The organism is Kitasatospora sp. NPDC088779 (assembly GCF_040685395.1).
In the GTDB taxonomy this organism is placed as follows: domain Bacteria; phylum Actinomycetota; class Actinomycetes; order Streptomycetales; family Streptomycetaceae; genus Kitasatospora.
Genome location: NZ_JBFBHW010000002.1, coordinates 131,070 through 146,836, shown reverse-complemented (window position 1 = coordinate 146,836; position 15,767 = coordinate 131,070). Strand labels below are relative to the sequence as shown.

General features: G+C 72.1%; 14 protein-coding genes. 5 read left to right on the top strand and 9 right to left on the bottom strand.

Annotation, left to right across the window (positions count from 1 at the left end; all coding sequences use genetic code 11):
* The first annotated feature begins 161 nt into the window (after positions 1-161).
* Positions 162-1,454, top strand: a complete 1,293-nt coding sequence (locus AB0P03_RS02245; RefSeq protein WP_363579473.1) for a multidrug effflux MFS transporter — start codon at positions 162-164, stop codon at positions 1,452-1,454.
* A gap of 139 nt (positions 1,455-1,593) precedes the next feature.
* On the opposite strand, the gene AB0P03_RS02240 is transcribed toward AB0P03_RS02245, so the two are convergent.
* The 9 genes from AB0P03_RS02240 to AB0P03_RS02200 all read right to left on the bottom strand — a co-directional run bounded on the left by AB0P03_RS02240 (position 1,594) and on the right by AB0P03_RS02200 (position 10,243).
* Positions 1,594-3,651, bottom strand: coding sequence for a glycosyl hydrolase family 18 protein (locus AB0P03_RS02240; protein WP_363579471.1), 2,058 nt, complete (start codon positions 3,649-3,651; stop codon positions 1,594-1,596).
* Positions 3,652-4,273: 622 nt separating this feature from the next.
* A complete protein-coding gene (locus AB0P03_RS02235; RefSeq protein WP_363579469.1) occupies positions 4,274-4,912 on the bottom strand; it encodes a hypothetical protein in 639 nt (212 codons plus the stop codon).
* Between the two features lie 210 nt (positions 4,913-5,122).
* Positions 5,123-6,064 (bottom strand): ABC transporter substrate-binding protein, encoded by a 942-nt coding sequence (locus tag AB0P03_RS02230; protein WP_363579467.1) that lies wholly within the window; start codon positions 6,062-6,064, stop codon positions 5,123-5,125.
* Positions 6,065-6,103: 39 nt separating this feature from the next.
* A complete protein-coding gene (locus AB0P03_RS02225; RefSeq protein ID WP_363579465.1) occupies positions 6,104-6,781 on the bottom strand; it encodes an ABC transporter permease in 678 nt (225 codons plus the stop codon).
* Positions 6,778-7,446, bottom strand: coding sequence for an ABC transporter permease (locus AB0P03_RS02220; RefSeq protein WP_363579463.1), 669 nt, complete (start codon positions 7,444-7,446; stop codon positions 6,778-6,780). The genes AB0P03_RS02225 and AB0P03_RS02220 overlap by 4 nt, the downstream gene beginning before the upstream one ends.
* Positions 7,436-8,602 carry an ATP-binding cassette domain-containing protein gene (locus AB0P03_RS02215; RefSeq protein ID WP_363579461.1) on the bottom strand — a complete coding sequence of 389 codons (1,167 nt, stop codon included), beginning with the start codon at positions 8,600-8,602 and terminating at the stop codon, positions 7,436-7,438. The genes AB0P03_RS02220 and AB0P03_RS02215 overlap by 11 nt, the downstream gene beginning before the upstream one ends.
* A 398-nt stretch (positions 8,603-9,000) precedes the next feature.
* A complete protein-coding gene (locus AB0P03_RS02210) occupies positions 9,001-9,387 on the bottom strand; it encodes a rhodanese-like domain-containing protein (RefSeq protein WP_363579460.1) in 387 nt (128 codons plus the stop codon).
* A complete protein-coding gene (locus AB0P03_RS02205; RefSeq protein ID WP_363579458.1) occupies positions 9,381-9,971 on the bottom strand; it encodes a cysteine dioxygenase family protein in 591 nt (196 codons plus the stop codon). Before AB0P03_RS02205 ends, AB0P03_RS02210 begins: the two co-directional genes overlap by 7 nt.
* Positions 9,972-10,165: 194 nt before the next feature.
* Positions 10,166-10,243 (bottom strand): putative leader peptide, encoded by a 78-nt coding sequence (locus AB0P03_RS02200; RefSeq protein WP_106981192.1) that lies wholly within the window; start codon positions 10,241-10,243, stop codon positions 10,166-10,168.
* 470 nt (positions 10,244-10,713) lie between these two features.
* Between AB0P03_RS02200 and AB0P03_RS02195 the strand changes: the two genes are divergently transcribed.
* From AB0P03_RS02195 to AB0P03_RS02180, 4 genes are all read left to right on the top strand, one after another.
* On the top strand, positions 10,714-11,556 hold the full coding sequence (locus AB0P03_RS02195; protein WP_363579456.1) for a nitrilase-related carbon-nitrogen hydrolase: 843 nt from the start codon (positions 10,714-10,716) through the stop codon (positions 11,554-11,556).
* 11 nt (positions 11,557-11,567) lie between these two features.
* Positions 11,568-12,998, top strand: a complete 1,431-nt coding sequence (gene hydA, locus AB0P03_RS02190) for a dihydropyrimidinase (RefSeq protein WP_363579454.1) — start codon at positions 11,568-11,570, stop codon at positions 12,996-12,998.
* A gap of 75 nt (positions 12,999-13,073) precedes the next feature.
* Positions 13,074-14,105, top strand: coding sequence for a TIGR03842 family LLM class F420-dependent oxidoreductase (locus AB0P03_RS02185; RefSeq protein ID WP_363616574.1), 1,032 nt, complete (start codon positions 13,074-13,076; stop codon positions 14,103-14,105).
* A 27-nt stretch (positions 14,106-14,132) separates the two neighbouring features.
* Positions 14,133-15,680, top strand: coding sequence for an NCS1 family nucleobase:cation symporter-1 (locus tag AB0P03_RS02180; protein ID WP_363579450.1), 1,548 nt, complete (start codon positions 14,133-14,135; stop codon positions 15,678-15,680).
* Positions 15,681-15,767 lie beyond the last annotated feature (87 nt).

The window sequence follows — 15,767 nt, the reverse complement described above, 5'->3', positions numbered from 1 at the left end:
CGGGCGGGCCGTCGTCGTGCGCGGGTGCCGCCGGTGTGGCCGACGGTGGACCAGCGGGAGGACCCCCGCTGTCGGAAACGGCCGGGGCTGCGATAGGACGGAGCGTGGACAAACCCGTCCCGCCCCCGTCCCGTCCCGTTCCCCGTTCCGTGAGGAGCCCCATGCCCGGCCCGACCGTCGGCCCTGCCGGCGACACGTCGACCGCTCCCTCCGCCGCCCCCACCACCGGCCAGTCCCGCCCCGGCCGGGCCACCATCGCCGTCCTGGGCGGTCTCGTGGCGCTCGGCCCGCTCACCACCGACCTCTACCTGCCCGGGCTGCCCGAGATCGCCGACGACCTGGTCGCCGAACCGGCCGCCGTCCAGCTCACCCTCACCTTCTCCATGTTCGGGGTCGCGGCCGGGCAGTTGCTCTTCGGACCGCTCAGCGACCGCTACGGCCGCCGCCCGCCGCTGCTCGCGGGGCTCGTCCTCTACACCCTGGCCAGCGTCGTGTGCGTGATCGCGCCGAGCCTGACGGTGCTGATCATCGCCCGCTTCATCCAGGGCGCGGCCGGATCCGCCGGGCTGGTCATCGGCCGGGCCGTCGCCCGGGACCGCTTCCAGGGCGTCGCGATGCTGCGGTTCCTGGCCTCCATCGCGCTGATATCCGGGCTGGCGCCGATCCTCGCCCCGATCCTCGGCGCGCAACTGATGCGGTTCACCTCGTGGCGCGGCACCTTCGGCGCGCTGACCGCGCTCGGGCTGCTCCTGACCCTGGCCGCCTTCGGGGCGCTGCGCGAGACCCTGCCGACGCAGAACCGGGGCACCGGCGGGGTGGGCGCGGCGCTGCGCACGATGGGGCGGTTGCTGCGCAACCTGCCGTTCCTCGGGCTGGCGCTGACCAGCGCCTTCGCCTTCGGTGCGCTGTTCGGCTACATCAGCGGGTCGTCCACGGTGCTTCAGCACGTGTACCAGGTCTCGCCGCAGACCTACAGCCTGCTGTTCGGGGCGAACTCGCTGGCCATCGTCGTCATGACGCAGTTGAACGGACGGGTGCTCGCGCGCCGCTTCGCCCCGCGGGGGCTGATGCTGGCCGGGCTGGCGACGGCGGTGGTCGCCGGGGTGGCGCTGGTGCTGCTGACGGCGGTCTGGGACTTCGGGCTGGTCGGGTTCTGCCCGCCGTTGTTCGTGATGATGGGCAGCATGGGTGTGGTCCTGCCGAACACGGCCGCGCAGGCGCTCAGCCTGGTCGAGCCGCGGGCGGCCGGGACGGCGTCGGCACTGCTCGGCACCGGCAACTTCCTGTGCGGGGCGGTGGTCGCACCGCTGAGCAGCCTCGGCGGCCGGCCGTCGTCGGTGCTGCTGGCGGTGGTCGTCCTGGCGAGCGGGGTGCTGGCGATGGTGGCGTACGTGACGCTGTGTCGGCCCGGGCGGATGAGAACGGCGGAGGTCGAGGTGGTGGCCGGGAGCTGACGGCCGCCGACCGGCGACGAACAACAAACAGAAAACAGATAACAGCTGACAGATGATGAAATCTGTCAGCTGTTATCTGTCATTCGTTCCCTGTCGGCCGTCAGCCGTCAGCCGTCAGCCGTCAGCCGTCGGGCGCAGCTCAGGCGATCGAGAAGTCGTCGCCGAAGACGTTGCCCTGGCCGTACCAGCCGTGCAGGTACACGGTGACGGTGCCGGAGGCGCCGGTGGTGAAGGGGACGGTCAGCTTGGTCCAGCCGGAGGCGTTGGTCCAGGAGCTGGCGGTGGCGTCACCGCTGACGCCGAGGTACGCGTAGTTGCCCTGCACCCAACCACTCAGCGTGTAGCTGGTGTTGGCCTTCAGCGTGACGGTCTGCGAGCACTCGCCGGTCTGGCCGGCGGTCGCCGCCGCCTGGAGCGCGTAGGAGCCGGAGTGGACCGGGGTGGAGACCACGGCGCCGCCGCTCTGGCAGGTCCACGGGGCGAGGCTGCCGGTCTCCAGACCGCCGTTGACCAGACCGGTCGGCGGCGGGGTCGTCCCGGTGATGGTCAGCGCGTACGTGGCGGTGTGGGTGCCGGACGGCCCGGTGGCGGTCACGGTGAGCGGGTAGCTGCCCGCCGTGGTGGCCGAGGTGGTGGCGATGTTGAGGGTGGCGCCGGTGCCGGCGGTGACGCTGCCGGGGGTGACGGTGGCGGTGACGCCGGCCGGGGCGCCGCTGACCGACAGGTTGAGGTTCTGAGCCGAGCCCGCCGTCACTGCCGTGGCGATGGCCGCGGACGTGGACGAACCAGCGGCCAGGGTGCCGGAGTTCGGGTTCACCGCGACCGAGAAGTCGTTGCCGGGCTGGGTGCCCGTGACGTTCAGGGTGAAGACGCCGGTGTGACTGCCGGAGGCCGCGCTGCCGGTGACCGTCAGCTGGTAACTCCCGGGCGCCACCGCCGAGGTGGTGGTGACGTTGAGGGTGGCGCCGGTGCCGGCGGTGACGCTGCCGGGGGTGACGGTGGCGGTGACGCCGGCCGGGGCGCCGCTGACCGACAGGTTGAGGCTCTGCGCCGAGCCCGCCGTCACTGCCGTGGCGATGGCCGCCGACGTGGACGAACCAGCGGTGACCGTCGCGGAGTTGGGGTTGACGGCCACGGAGAAGTCGTTGGTCACCGTCGAGCCGCTGGTGAACGGCGCGAAGATGTGGGTGAAGTCCCAGGTGTTCTGGCTGATGCCGGAGCAGGAGTCGTCCCCCGCCTTGCCCGGGCAGCCGCCGTTGTCGCGCTGGAGCGCCCAGAAGGACAGTGTGTTGATGCCCTTCGACACCGCCCAGTTGTAGACGGTGGTGGCGTTGGCCACGGTGAAGGTCTCGGCCGCGCCGTAGTCGTCGATGCCGGGCATCTCGGTGATCCCGATCGAACCCCACAGCTGGGCTGGGGTCTTGGACGGGTAGAGCTTGGCGAGCTGGTTGTAGAGGCCCTGCGCGGAGGTCTGGGTGTCGGCAGCCATGTCGTGGGTGGCGCCGTCGTAGTAGTCGAAGGTCATCATGTTGACGACGTCGATCCGGGCGTTGTTGCTGACCGCGTTCTTCAGCACGGCGAGACCGCTGGAGGCGAGCCCGGTGGTGGTGGTCGGCAGCGTGTAGGAGAACTGGACGTTCCGCCCGTTGGTGGCGGCCCAGTCCTGCACGATCTTGATCGCCTTGTTGCGACGGTCGATTCCGGCCGTGTTGGTCAGCGAGTTGTCCTCGATGTCGAGGTCGATCCGGCTGACGTCGTAGGTGGTGACGAGGTTCTCGAAGGCTGCTGCGATCTGGTTGACGTCGGTGCAGCTGTCGGCCAGTTCGGTGCCGGTGTTGTCGGCGGTGTAGCCGCCGAAGGAGGGGATCACGTCCCCGCCGTTGGCCCGGATGGTGGCGATGTCGGCGCCGAAGGTCGAGGAGGAGACCGGCTTGGAGGTGTCGCCGTTCCAGTACGGGGTGCAGGAGCCCTTGGTGGCGGCCTGGAGGAACGCCATCGTCAGGTGCTTGGCCCCGGACTGGGCGGCCAGGGCGGCGGGGCTCTGCCCGGTCCAGGACTCGAAGTAGGGGGCGAAGACCCGGCTGGGGAGCGGGGTCGCGGCCTGGGCGGAGCCCGTCCCGGCGGCGACCAGGCCGGCCGAGGCGGCCAGCGTGGCACAGGCTGTCAGGGCCGCCTGGATGGTTCTGCGTAGACGCATGGATTCTCCAACATACGTGGTGGGGCAGGACGTTGGGGATACGCGCATGATCGGGGCGCGACGGCCGTGTGGGGTCGGCTGCGCGGGCCCGGACGTGCGGACGTGTGGGTGTGCTGACGTGCGGGACTGCTGGGTGTCCGGATGTGCGGGCGCGCGGAAGCCCACCGACTCGCGCGGAGGCGGGTGGCGGGTACGCGTGTGCGCACGCCGTACGGAGCGGGGGTGGTGCGGGACAGGGCAGGGCAGGGCAGTGCCTCAGCCGCCGGTGGTCACACCCCCACAGTGCATCCCGGTCGGATCGACATGCTTATGGTTGGACTAGACCACTGGTCTGTCAAGAGACCTAACAGTTCGTCGACACACCGCCCTCGTGGCCGAAGGGCCGTCCGATCGGCCGGGTGTGCGCGGTGCGGCCGGGGCTGTGGAGGTGGGCGGTGCGGCGGAGGTGGCCGGTGGGGCGGGGTGGCCGCGCTGCCGAAGGGCGGATGCACCGAAGGATGGATCCGCCGAAGAGCGAAGGCGCCGAAGAGCGAAGGTGCCGTGGCCGCGCGCCCGTCGGCGGGAGCGCGGCCACGGCGGCCCGGTGCTCAGGACACCGGGCGGTTCGGGTGGACGCTCCGGGTCACGCCGGCGGCGGGCAGAGGGTGGTCCGCAGCGCGTCGTTGATCTTCGCGGCGGTGTCCGGTCCGAAGCCCTGCGGGTGGTCGGGCGAGGTGAAGCGCTGGTTGGCCAGCTCGACCAGCTTCGACTTGTCCTTGGGGAACTGGAACAGCGCCTGGCACTGGTTGCGGGCCCGGTCCACGGCCTGGTCCGGCTTGCCGCCGACGATTGCAGGGTCGATCGCGTCCAGCGCGGCGACCAGCTTGCCGGTCAGGTCGGTGCCCGGCTTTCCGGGCAGGCCGGCGTCGCTGGGGGGCGTGGGCTTGGCCGGGGCGGGGGCTCCGGAGGAACCGGAGTCCGGGGCGGGGGCTCCGGAGGAACCGGAGTCCGGGGCGGGGGCCGAGGGGCTGTCGGGCGCGGGCGCCGAGGGGGCCGCGGGCACCGAGGGGGAGGCGGCCGGGTCGGGCGCGGAGGCCGAGGGCGACTCGGGCGCCGACGGCGTCGAGGCGGTGCCGGGGGCGGGAGCCGAGGCGGCGGCCGGGGTGGTGGGGGAGCCGGCCGCGGCGGTGGCCGGGTGGGGGCCCGGTCCGGAGCTGGAGCAGGCAGCGAGGCTCACCGCGGCGAATGCCGTGAGGGTGGCGGCGAGGAGACGAGTGCGCATGGCGTCACACTGTCATGTCCGCGGCGTCGAAGGGAAGATCCTCCCGCGAGCGCGGACGGCCCGGGAGGGGGACCTCCCGGGCCGCCGACTCGCCGCGTTCGCAAGACACGGGCGAGGCGCCAGCAAGGCACGGCCAGGGCGCGGGCGAGGCGCCAGCAAGGAACGGCCGGGGCGCGACCGGGCACGGCCAAGGGGCCGGCCGAGGCGTGGTCAGCCGAGGCCGTTGGCCTTCAGCCAGTCCTTGGCCACCGCCGACGGGTCGTCCTTGTCGATCGCGACGCGCTTCATCAGCGCCGTCAGCCCCGCCGTGTCGAGCTTGGCCGACACCGCGTTGAGGGCCGCCGTCGCGGTGGGGTTCACGCTCGCCTTGTTGACCAGCGGGGTGACGTTCTGCGCGCCGAAGAGGTTCTTCGGGTCGGTCAGCGGGACGAGCTTCAGCTGGACGATCTTCGGGTCGGTGGTGAACACGTTGCCGACCTGGATGGTGCCGTCCTTGAGCGCGTTCGCGGTGGCGTCGCCGGTGGGCTTCCACTCCTTGAAGTTCAGCCCGTAGACGTCCTTGAGCTGCTGCTCGCGGCGGGACTTGAACTCCGGCGGACCGCCTATCGTGAACTCGCCCGCCTTGGCGGCCAGGTCGGCGATGCTCTTGAGGCCGTACTTGTCGGCGTTCTCCTGGGTGACGCTGAGCGAGTCCTTGTCCTCGGCGGGGGAGGAGTCGAGGATCCCCAGCGCGGCGGGCAGCGTCTTGGCCAGCGCCGCGTTCACCTCCTCGGTGGTGGCGGCGGTGGACTTGGCGTCCAGGTAGGCGAGCAGCGAGCCGTTGTACTCGGGCAGGACGCTCAGGCTGCCGCCTTGGAGCTGCCCGTAGAGCACCTCGCGGCTGCCGATGTTGAACTTCTCCTCGACCTTGACGCCCTTGGCCTTGAGGGCCTGCGAGTAGATCGAGCCGAGCAGCACGTTCTCCGGGAAGTTCGCCGAGCCGACGACCACCGTCGAGCCGGCGCCGGCGCCCGAGGCGGCGGGGGAGCCCGCCGCGGAGCCGCCGCCGAGCGGGTCGCCGCCGCCGGAGGAGCCGCAGGCGGTGGCGCCGAGGGCGAGTGCGGCGAGCGTGCCGAGGACGACGGCGCGCCTGCTTCCGTGGTTTGTCGACATGGTGACAGATGTCCTTCCGGAGAGGATGGGGAACGAGGTTCAGCGGGCCCGGCGCTGGGCGCGCATCCCGGGCGGGAGCGCGTACCGGGCGAGCAGGGCGAAGAACAGCTGGGCGCCGACCGCGAGCAGCACCACCAGCAGTGCGCCGCCGACGGTGACGGCGTACTTGCGGGTGGCCAGTCCGTCGATGACGTAGCGGCCGAGGCCGCCCAGCCCGACGTACGCGGCCACGGTGGCGGTCGCGATCACCTGGACGGTCGCGGTGCGAAAGCCCGCGAGCAGGGTCGGCGCCCCGGATGGCAGGCAGACCTGCCACAGCACCTGCGGGTGGGTCAGCCCGATGCCGCGCGCCGCGTCCCGGACGTCCGGGTCGGTGCCGCGCACCCCCTCGACGGCGGCCACCAGCAGCGGTGGCGCGGCGAGCGCGACCAGCGGGATCAGCACGGCCGTGTCCCCGACCCCGCCGAGCAGCACCGCCAGCGTCACCAGGCCGAGCGTCGGCAGGGCGCGGGTGGCACCGGCGAAGGCCGTCACGAGCGTGACGCCGCGCCCGGTGTAACCGATCAGCAGCCCGAGCGGCACGGCGAGCAGCGCTGCGAACAGCAGGGCCTCGCCGGAGAGCACCAGGTGCTCGGTGATCCGGTGCACGATCGAGTCCGGGCCGCTGCGGTGGTCGGGGGCGGAGAAGAAGTCGCCCAGCCAGTTCAGCCAGTTCACGAACCGGCTCCCTTCTCCCGGACGGCCCAGGGCGCGAGCAGCCGGCGGGCGCCCACCAGCAGCAGGTCGACGGCCAGCGCGAGGGCGGCGATCAGCGCGATGCCGGCCACGATCGGGGTCGGGAACGTGCGCTGGAAGCCGTCGATGAACAGGTAGCCGAGCCCGCCGCGCCCGATCAGCGCGCCGACGCTGGCCAGCGAGATGCTGGACACCGCCGCGACCCGCAGCCCGGCGATCAGGTACGGCACGGCGGCGGGCAGCTCGACGGAGGTCAGCCGGTGCCACGGCCCGTACCCCATCGCGGTGGCGGCCTGCCGGACCGGGTCCGGGACGGCGCGCAGGCCGTCCACGGTGGTCGGCAGCAGCACGGCGAGCGCGTAGAAGGTGAGCGGGATCATCACGGTGGCCTGGGTGGCGAGGCCGGTGTAGGGGATGAGCACCACGAACACGGCCAGCGAGGGCAGCGCGTAGACGATGTTGAAGACGGCGGACAGCGGTTGGTACAGCCGGGGGAAGCGGGTGCAGGCCAGGCCCAGCGGGACGGCCAGCAGCAGGCCGATGAGCACCGGAAGCAGGGAGATCACGGCGTGGTCGGCGAGTAGGTCGCCGAGGTAGCCGAGGTGGTCGCCGATCCAGTACCAGCGGACGATCGGTTCACCGTCCACCGGCCGCCCCGTCCGTGAGGTCACCGGCCGCCGCGCCGGCTGCCGCACCGCCCGCCGCGTCCACAGGGCCACCGGCTCCCGCACCGCCCGCCGTGCCCGCTGCGTCGGCCGCCGCGGCGGCCACAGGGGTGGACAGTGCGGCGAGGACGGCCTCGCGGCTCGCGGTGCCGGTGGCCCGGCCGTCGGCGTCCAGGGCCACGGCGGCCCCGGCGGGGGAGAGGACGGCGGCGTCCAGCGCGGTGCGCAGGGTGTCGGCGTCCGGCCGGTAGCCGGAGACCGGGTGCAGCTCGGCGGTGGCGGCGTCGCGGTCGATCCAGCCGATCGGGCGGCGCTCGTCGTCCAGCGCCAGTTCCCAGCCGCCGTAGCGCAGCCCGTCGGCCACCGGGCGGACGGCGACGGTGGTCGCGGGGCGCAGGGCGAGGCCGCGCAGGCCCCGGTCGCGGCCGAGGAAGGCGGCCACGCCGTCGTCCGCGGGGGTGGTGAGCAGGGTGTGCGGGTCGGCGAGCTGGGCGATCCGGCCGTGTTCGCGCAGGACCACCACCTGGTCGCCGAGCCGGACGGCCTCCTCGATGTCGTGGGTGACGAACAGCACCGTCTTGTGTAGCTCGGACTGGAGCCGCAGCAGTTCCTCCTGGAGCCCGGCGCGCACCACCGGGTCGACGGCGCTGAACGGCTCGTCCATCAGCAGCACCGGCGGGTCGGCCGCGAGGGCGCGGGCCACGCCCACCCGCTGCTGCTGGCCGCCGGACAGCTGGAACGGGTACCGCTTGCCGGTCTCGGGAGCGAGCCCGACCAGTTCGAGCAGTTCGGCGGCCCGGGCGCGGGCCTTCTTGCGGTCCCAGCCGAGCAGGTAGGGCACGGTGGCGACGTTGTCGATCACCTTGCGGTGCGGGAACAGGCCGGCCTGCTGGATCACGTAGCCGATGCCACGGCGCAGCTTGGCGGGCTCCAGTTCGGCGACGTCCGTGTCGTCCAGCAGCACCCGGCCCGAGGTCGGCTCGACCATCCGGTTGACCATGCGCAGCAGGGTGGTCTTGCCACACCCGGACGGTCCGACCAGGACGGTTATCCGACCGGTCGGGACGTCCAGGTCCAGGCCCTCGACGGCGATGGTGCCGTCGGGGTGGCGCTTGCCGGCGCCCTCGAATCTGATCACGGGGAGTTTCCTCGTCAGGGCGCCCCGGGGAGGCGGCGCCTGTTTCGGTCGTACGGTTGATGGCGGTTCGTCGACAAGCGGCGACGGCGTGGGCCGTACCGGCCGCTGCCGTGACGGCGTCTGTCGGATCGACCGCCCGGGCGTTCTTCCGCCCGCGTGGCTGCCCAGCTTCGGACCGGCGGAAACTCTGATCAGACTATGACCTGCATCATCTCCTGTCTCTCACTTACCACCCGGCACGGGGCCCGGACCCCGCCTCCGGACGGCCGGGGCCGACCGGACGCCCGACGTTCCGGCAGGTCAGAGGGGCGGGACACGGACACCCTGACGGCGGGTCGAGGGCTCGGGCCCCGGACGATCAGCCCGTCAGCCGCCGAGCGCCCCGGCCCTCCAGACTCTCAGCCGCCCCGGCGCGTCGGCAGCCCGGAGGCCGCCCAGCCGACGAAGCCGCCGTCCAGATCGGTCGCCCGGTGCAGCCCCAGCTCGCGCAGCGAGGCCGCCGCCAGGCTGGAGGCGTACCCCTCCGAGCAGACCACGATCACCTCGACGTCGTAATCCGACGCCTCGGGGATCCGGTGACTGCCCGTCGGGTCCAGCCGCCACTCCAGGACGTTGCGCTCGATGATCAGCGAGCCGGGGATCTCCCCCTCCGCCGCCCGCTGCGCCGCCGGACGGATGTCCACCAGCAGCGCGCCGTCCAGCTGCGACTGGTACGCCTCTCGGGCGCGCGGACGGTGGACGCCCTCGCGGGCCCGCTCCACCAGGTCGTCGATCGTGGTCACCATTGCTCCGGTCCTTCCTCCGAGGTACGGACGAGCCCGCCGGCCCGCAGGTCGTAGTGCGCCATCGAGCCCAGCGGGGGCGAGTAGGCGTGCAAAGTCACGGCCGGGCCGGACGCGGTGTTGCGCACGTCGTGCACGTACTCGGGGCCGAAGGCGCGGGCGGTGCCGGCCGGGACCCGGCGGATCAGCAGGCCCTGCTCCGGCCCGCCGAGGGACAGCTCCTCCAGCTCGCCGAGGGCGACGGTGAACGCGCCGCGCGAGCCGCCGTGGTCGTGGAAGCCGGTGGACTGGCCGGGCAGCCAGCTGATCAGCCACACCTCGTGGTCGTCGTCGGCCACCAGCCGCCGGTACCAGCGCTCCTCGGTGGAGAGCCGGACGAGGTGGATCCACTGGTCGGGCTGTTCGGCCAGTTCGCGGACGACGGTGCGCAGGGCGCTCGGGGTGAGCGGCGCGCGGGTCTCCGCGGTGGCGGTGGCGGTGGCGGTGGCGGTGGCGGTGGCCGTGGCCTTGGCTGTTCTGGCCGGTGCCGGTGCCGGGGTCGGGGCTTGGGCGGCAGCGGGTTCGTCGGGGGCGAGGTTCAGGCTCATGGGGGCGTCCTCGGGTGCAGCGGGAACGTCGGCGGGGTGCGCCCTGGTCCGGCGGCGGGCGAGGGCACGGGCCGACGGAGCGGCACGGCACGCGCGGATGCGCCGGGCGGGGCGGGAATCAGAACGCTGGGTGCGGGTGTGCGGCGCGGGCCCTGGCGGACGTCACAGGGCGGGGGCAGCGCGGAGAGCCAAGGTCAACAGGCACAGATGGAACTCGCCTGGCGTCGCAGATCGACGTGCAGGCGGCAGACCAGAGTGGTGCCGGTGTCCATGCGCCGGATCCTTCCCGAGCCAACCGGACGAAGTCAAGCCGGATGGGGCCGGATCGCCCGGCTCCGCCGCCGGTCGGCTCGCCGCCGGCTGCCCGTTACCCCTCGGCCGGCCGCCTTCGGCTGCGCCGCGCTAATCCACCCCCGGCCGACCGGCCGACCGGCCGTCGAGCCGTTCTGGACCGGAACCGCCGAACGGCACTCGCATGCGTAAGGACCCCACTCGCGGGGTAAATGATCGTTTCATCCCATCCAGGACCCTCTGCGTGTCCGCGTCACGAGATCGCCCCAGATGCGTTACCGCCAACGTATTGTCAGGCCACCGAGGCCCGGCCTACGGTCTACAGACCGCTTTCTACGCACGTAGACCCCTGCGGATCCCCGGCGGTCCGCAGACGAGACCCGCCCGCCCCGTCAACCCTCAGACCGCAGGCCCGACCCCATGGCCGGGCGGCGGAGTTGCGGAGGTATCCATGTCGCAGATCGTCCGTGCCGCGCTCGTCCAGACCCGCTGGACCGGCGACCAGGAGAGCATGATCGCCCTTCACGAGCGGTACGCCCGCGAGGCCGCCGCCCAGGGCGCGAAGATCATCGGTTTCCAGGAGGTCTTCAACGCCCCGTACTTCTGTCAGGTCCAGGAAGCCGAGCACTACCGCTGGGCCGAAGCCGTCCCCGACGGCCCCACCGTCTGCCGGATGCAGGACCTCGCCCGTGAACTCGGCCTGGTGATCGTCGTCCCGGTCTACGAGGAGGAACAGGCCGGGGTCTACTACAATACCGCCGCCGTCATCGACGCCGACGGCAGCTACCTCGGCAAGTACCGCAAGCACCACATCCCGCAGGTCAAGGGCTTCTGGGAGAAGTACTACTTCAAGCCCGGCAACCTCGGCTGGCCCGTCTTCGACACCGCCGTCGGCAAGGTCGGCGTCTACATCTGCTACGACCGCCACTTCCCCGAGGGCTGGCGCGCCCTGGGCCTGGCCGGAGCGCAGATCGTCTACAACCCCTCCGCCACCAGCAGAGGCCTCTCCGCCTACCTCTGGCAGCTGGAACAGCCCGCCGCCGCCGTCGCCAACGAGTACTTCGTCGCCGCCATCAACCGCGTCGGCACCGAGGAGTACGGCGACAACGACTTCTACGGGACCTCCTACTTCGTCGACCCGCGCGGCCAGTTCGTCGGCGACGTCGCCTCCGACAAGGAGGAGGAGCTCGTCGTCCGCGACCTCGACCTCGGCCTGATCGAACAGGTCCGCCAGCAGTGGGCGTTCTACCGGGACCGCCGCCCCGACGCCTACGGACCGCTCGCCGAGGCCTGAGGAGCAGCGCGATGACCACCCGCGACCCGCACCAGCGCACCATCGTCCGCGGCGGCCTCGTCATCACCGCCGCCGACGAACTCCACGCCGACGTCCTCATCGAGGGCGAACGCATCGCCGCCCTCGCCACCACCGGCAGCTCCACCGCCGAGGCCTGGAGCGCCGACACCGTCATCGACGCCACCGGCCACTACGTCATCCCGGGCGGCGTCGACGCCCACACCCACATGGAACTGCCCTTCGGCGGCACCTCGGCCTCCGACACCTTCGAGACCGGCACCCGGGCCGCTGCCTGGGGCGGCACCACCACCATCGTCGACTTCGCCGTGCAGTCCGTCGGCGGCTCGCTGCGCGAGGGCCTGGACACCTGGCACGCCAAGGCCGACGGCAACTGCGCCGTCGACTACGCCTTCCACACCATCGTCTCCGACGTCAACGAGGGCGTCCTCAAGGAGATGGACGCCCTCGTCGACTCCGGCGAGTCCACCTCCTTCAAGCTCTTCATGGCCTACCCCGGCGTCTTCTACAGCGACGACGGCCGCATCCTGCGCGCCATGCAGCGCGGCGCGGTCAACGGCGGGCTGATCATGATGCACGCCGAGAACGGCATCGCCATCGACGTCCTGGTCGAACAGGCCCTCGCCGCCGGGCACACCGCACCCCGCTACCACGGCGAGGTCCGCCGCGAACTCCTGGAGGCCGAGGCCACCCACCGGGCCATCAAGCTCGCCCAGGTCGCCGGCAGCCCGCTCTACGTCGTCCACGTCTCCGCGGCCGCCGCCCTCGCCGAGCTCGTCCAGGCCCGCGACGCCGGGCTCAACGTCTTCGGCGAGACCTGCCCGCAGTACCTGTTCCTCTCCACCGACAACCTCGCCGAGACCGGTGCCGACGGCTTCGAGGGCGCCAAGTACGTGTGCAGCACGCCGCTTCGGCCGCGCGAGCACCAGGAGACGCTCTGGCGCGGACTGCGCGCCAACGACCTCCAGGTGGTCTCCACCGACCACTGCCCGTTCTGCTTCACCGGGCAGAAGGAACTCGGCCGCGGCGACTTCTCGAAGATCCCCAACGGCCTGCCCGGCGTGGAGAACCGGATGGACCTGCTCCACCAGGCCGTCGTGGACGGGCACATCACCCGTCGGCGCTGGATCGAGATCGCCTGCACCACGCCCGCCCGGATGTTCGGGCTGCACCCGCGCAAGGGCACCATCGCGCCCGGCGCCGACGCCGACCTCGTCGTCTACGACCCCACCGCCGTGCAGACCGTCTCCGCCGCCACGCACCACATGAACGTCGACTACTCGGCGTACGAGGGCCGCCAACTCGCCGGCCGCGCCCGCACCGTGCTCTCGCGCGGCACCGTCGTGCTGGACGGCGAAACCTGGCTCGGCCGGGCCGGCCACGGCACGTTCCTGCGCCGCGACACCTGCCAGTACCTGACCTGACCACTCTCCCGCGCCGCCGCCCGGGCCTGTGCGCACGACCGCCCGGGCGGCGGAACCACCCTCCCCGGAGCCACCATGGACATCGGCCTCGTCCTGCAGACAGACCCGCCCGCCCGCCTGCTCATCGACCGGATGATCCGCGCCGAACAGGCCGGGTTCAGCCACGGCTGGACCTTCGACTCCTGCGTCCTGTGGCAGGAGCCGTTCGTCATCTACAGCCGGATCCTCGCCGAGACGCGGAGGTTGACCGTCGGACCGATGGTCACCAACCCCTCCACCCGGACCTGGGAGGTCACCGCCTCCCTGTTCGCCACGCTCAACGACATGTACGGCAACCGCACCGTCTGCGGCATCGGCCGCGGCGACTCCGCCATGCGGGTCGCCGGACGCCACCCCGCCACCCTCGCCCGGCTCTCCCAGGCCATGCACGCCATCAAGGAGCTGGCCGAGGGGCGGACGGTCGAGGTGGACGGCACCGAGATGCACCTTCCGTGGGTCGGCCCAGGCGCCCAACTCCCCATCTGGATGGGCGCGTACGGGCCGAAGGCGCTCGCACTGACCGGTCGTCAGGCCGACGGATTCATCCTCCAGCTGGCCGACCCGTACCTCACCGAGTACATGGTCAAGGCGGTGCGGTCCGCAGCGGCCGAGGCCGGCCGGGACCCGGACGCCGTCACCATCTGCGTCGCCGCCCCCGCCTACGTGACCGCCGACGACTCGCCCGCCGCGCTCGCCCACGCCCGGGAGCAGTGCCGCTGGTTCGGCGGGATGGTCGGCAACCACGTGGCCGACCTGGTCAGCCACTACGGCGCACACTCCGAGCTCGTCCCGGAGGCCCTCACCGACTACATCAAGGGCCGCCAGGGCTACGACTACAGCCACCACGGCCGGGCCGGGAACCCCGACACCGCCTTCGTGCCGGACGAGATCGTCGACCGCTTCTGCCTCATCGGCCCGCCGCAGGCCCAACTCGCCCGCCTGGAGCACCTCCGCTCCCTCGGCGTCGACCAGTTCGCCGTCTACGCCATGCACGACGCCGTCGAGGCCACCATCGACGCCTACGGGACCGACGTCATCCCGCACCTGTCCCGCCAACCCCAGACGTAACGCCATTCACGCGGAGGGGAGTTGACCATGGCCGACACCGCGACCAGCGGCGGCGGGCAGCGGCATCACTCCGACGGCCGGGTCGAACTCGAACCGGCCGCAGGAGAGTTGCCGTCCAACGGCTTCACCAACGACGACCTGCGGCCGGTCCCGGTGGCACGGCGCACCTGGACCACCTACAACTTCCTGGCGCTCTGGGTCGGCATGGCCCACAACATCCCGTCCTGGACGCTCGCCTCGGGGCTCGTCGCGCTCGGCATGGACTGGAAGCAGGCCGTGCTGACCATCGCGCTCGCCAACCTCGTGGTGCTCGTGCCGATGCTGCTCACCGGGCACGCCGGGACGAAGTACGGCATTCCGTTCCCGGTGTTCGCCCGGGCCGCGTTCGGACTGCGCGGCGCCAACCTGCCCGCGCTCATCCGGGCGGCGGTGGCCTGCGCCTGGTTCGGCATCCAGAGCTGGATCGGCGGCGAGGGGATCTTCCTGCTGGCCGGCAAGCTGCTGGGAGAATCCTGGCGCACGGCAGCGGAGTTCGGCGGCTATCCATGGACGCAGTGGGTGTCGTTCCTGCTGTTCTGGCTGATCGAGATGGCCATCATCGCCCGTGGGATGGAGACCCTCCGGCGGTTCGAGAACTGGGCCGCGCCGTTCGTGATCGTCGGCGCGCTGGCGCTGCTGGCATGGATCACCGTGAAGGCGGGCGGGTTCGGTCCGTTGCTCGACCAGCCGTCCGAACTGGGCTGGGGCGGCGGGTTCTGGAAGGTCTTCTTCCCCGCGCTGATGGGCATGATCGGGTTCTGGTCGACCCTGTCGCTCAACATCCCCGACTTCACCCGCTTCGGGGGCAGCCAGCGCGCCCAGATCCGCGGGCAGGCGCTCGGCCTGCCGACCACGATGACGCTCTTCGCGCTGCTGTCCGTCCTCGTCACCTCCGGCTCGCAGGCCGTCTACGGCGCACCGGTGTGGGATCCGATCGAACTCGCCGCGAAGATGGAGAACCCGGTCGGCATCCTGTTCGCGCTGCTGACCGTCCTGATCGCGACGCTGTCGGTGAACATCGCCGCCAACGTCGTCTCGCCGGCCTACGACCTCGCCAACCTGCTGCCCCGGCTGGTCGACTTCCGTACCGGGGCGCTGATCACCGGCGTCGTCGGGATCGCGATCTTCCCGTGGAGGCTGATCTCCGACCCGCACGTGTACATCTTCACCTGGCTGGGTGTGGTCGGCGGCCTGCTCGGGACGGTGGCCGGGGTCCTGATCGCCGACTACTGGGTGCTGCGTGGCACCCGGCTGCAACTCGCCGAGCTGTACCAGCCGGGCGGGGCCTACTGGTACGCGGGCGGGTGGAACTGGCGGGCGGTGACGGCACTGCTGGTCGGGGGCGTCCTGGCGATCGGCGGCTCGTACGGCGGGCCGTTCCCGGCGGACGGGCTGCTGCCCGTGTTCAAGCCGCTGGCCGACTACGGCTGGGCGGTCGGCTTCGGGTCGGCCTCGGTGCTGTACCTCGTGCTGGGCGCTGTCCCGGGTGCCCGGCGGGTGGGCGGGCGCCACGGGCGGACGGCGGCGGACGGCTGACAAGTGACAGCGGACGGATAACAGCAAACAGATGACAGATTTCGAAATCTGTCATCTGTTTGCTGTTCACTGTTACTTGTTCACTGC

Bases quoted from the DNA above. Each gene is read 5' to 3' on its own strand.
- AB0P03_RS02245 (WP_363579473.1), top strand. From the start codon at position 162: ATGCCCGGCCCGACCGTCGGCCCTGCCGGCGACACGTCGACCGCTCCC.
- AB0P03_RS02240 (WP_363579471.1), bottom strand. From the start codon at position 3,651: ATGCGTCTACGCAGAACCATCCAGGCGGCCCTGACAGCCTGTGCCACG.
- AB0P03_RS02235 (WP_363579469.1), bottom strand. From the start codon at position 4,912: ATGCGCACTCGTCTCCTCGCCGCCACCCTCACGGCATTCGCCGCGGTG.
- AB0P03_RS02230 (WP_363579467.1), bottom strand. From the start codon at position 6,064: ATGTCGACAAACCACGGAAGCAGGCGCGCCGTCGTCCTCGGCACGCTC.
- AB0P03_RS02210 (WP_363579460.1), bottom strand. From the start codon at position 9,387: ATGGTGACCACGATCGACGACCTGGTGGAGCGGGCCCGCGAGGGCGTC.
- AB0P03_RS02205 (WP_363579458.1), bottom strand. From the start codon at position 9,971: ATGAGCCTGAACCTCGCCCCCGACGAACCCGCTGCCGCCCAAGCCCCG.
- AB0P03_RS02200 (WP_106981192.1), bottom strand. From the start codon at position 10,243: ATGGACACCGGCACCACTCTGGTCTGCCGCCTGCACGTCGATCTGCGA.
- AB0P03_RS02195 (WP_363579456.1), top strand. From the start codon at position 10,714: ATGTCGCAGATCGTCCGTGCCGCGCTCGTCCAGACCCGCTGGACCGGC.
- hydA (WP_363579454.1), top strand. From the start codon at position 11,568: ATGACCACCCGCGACCCGCACCAGCGCACCATCGTCCGCGGCGGCCTC.
- AB0P03_RS02185 (WP_363616574.1), top strand. From the start codon at position 13,074: ATGGACATCGGCCTCGTCCTGCAGACAGACCCGCCCGCCCGCCTGCTC.
- AB0P03_RS02180 (WP_363579450.1), top strand. From the start codon at position 14,133: ATGGCCGACACCGCGACCAGCGGCGGCGGGCAGCGGCATCACTCCGAC.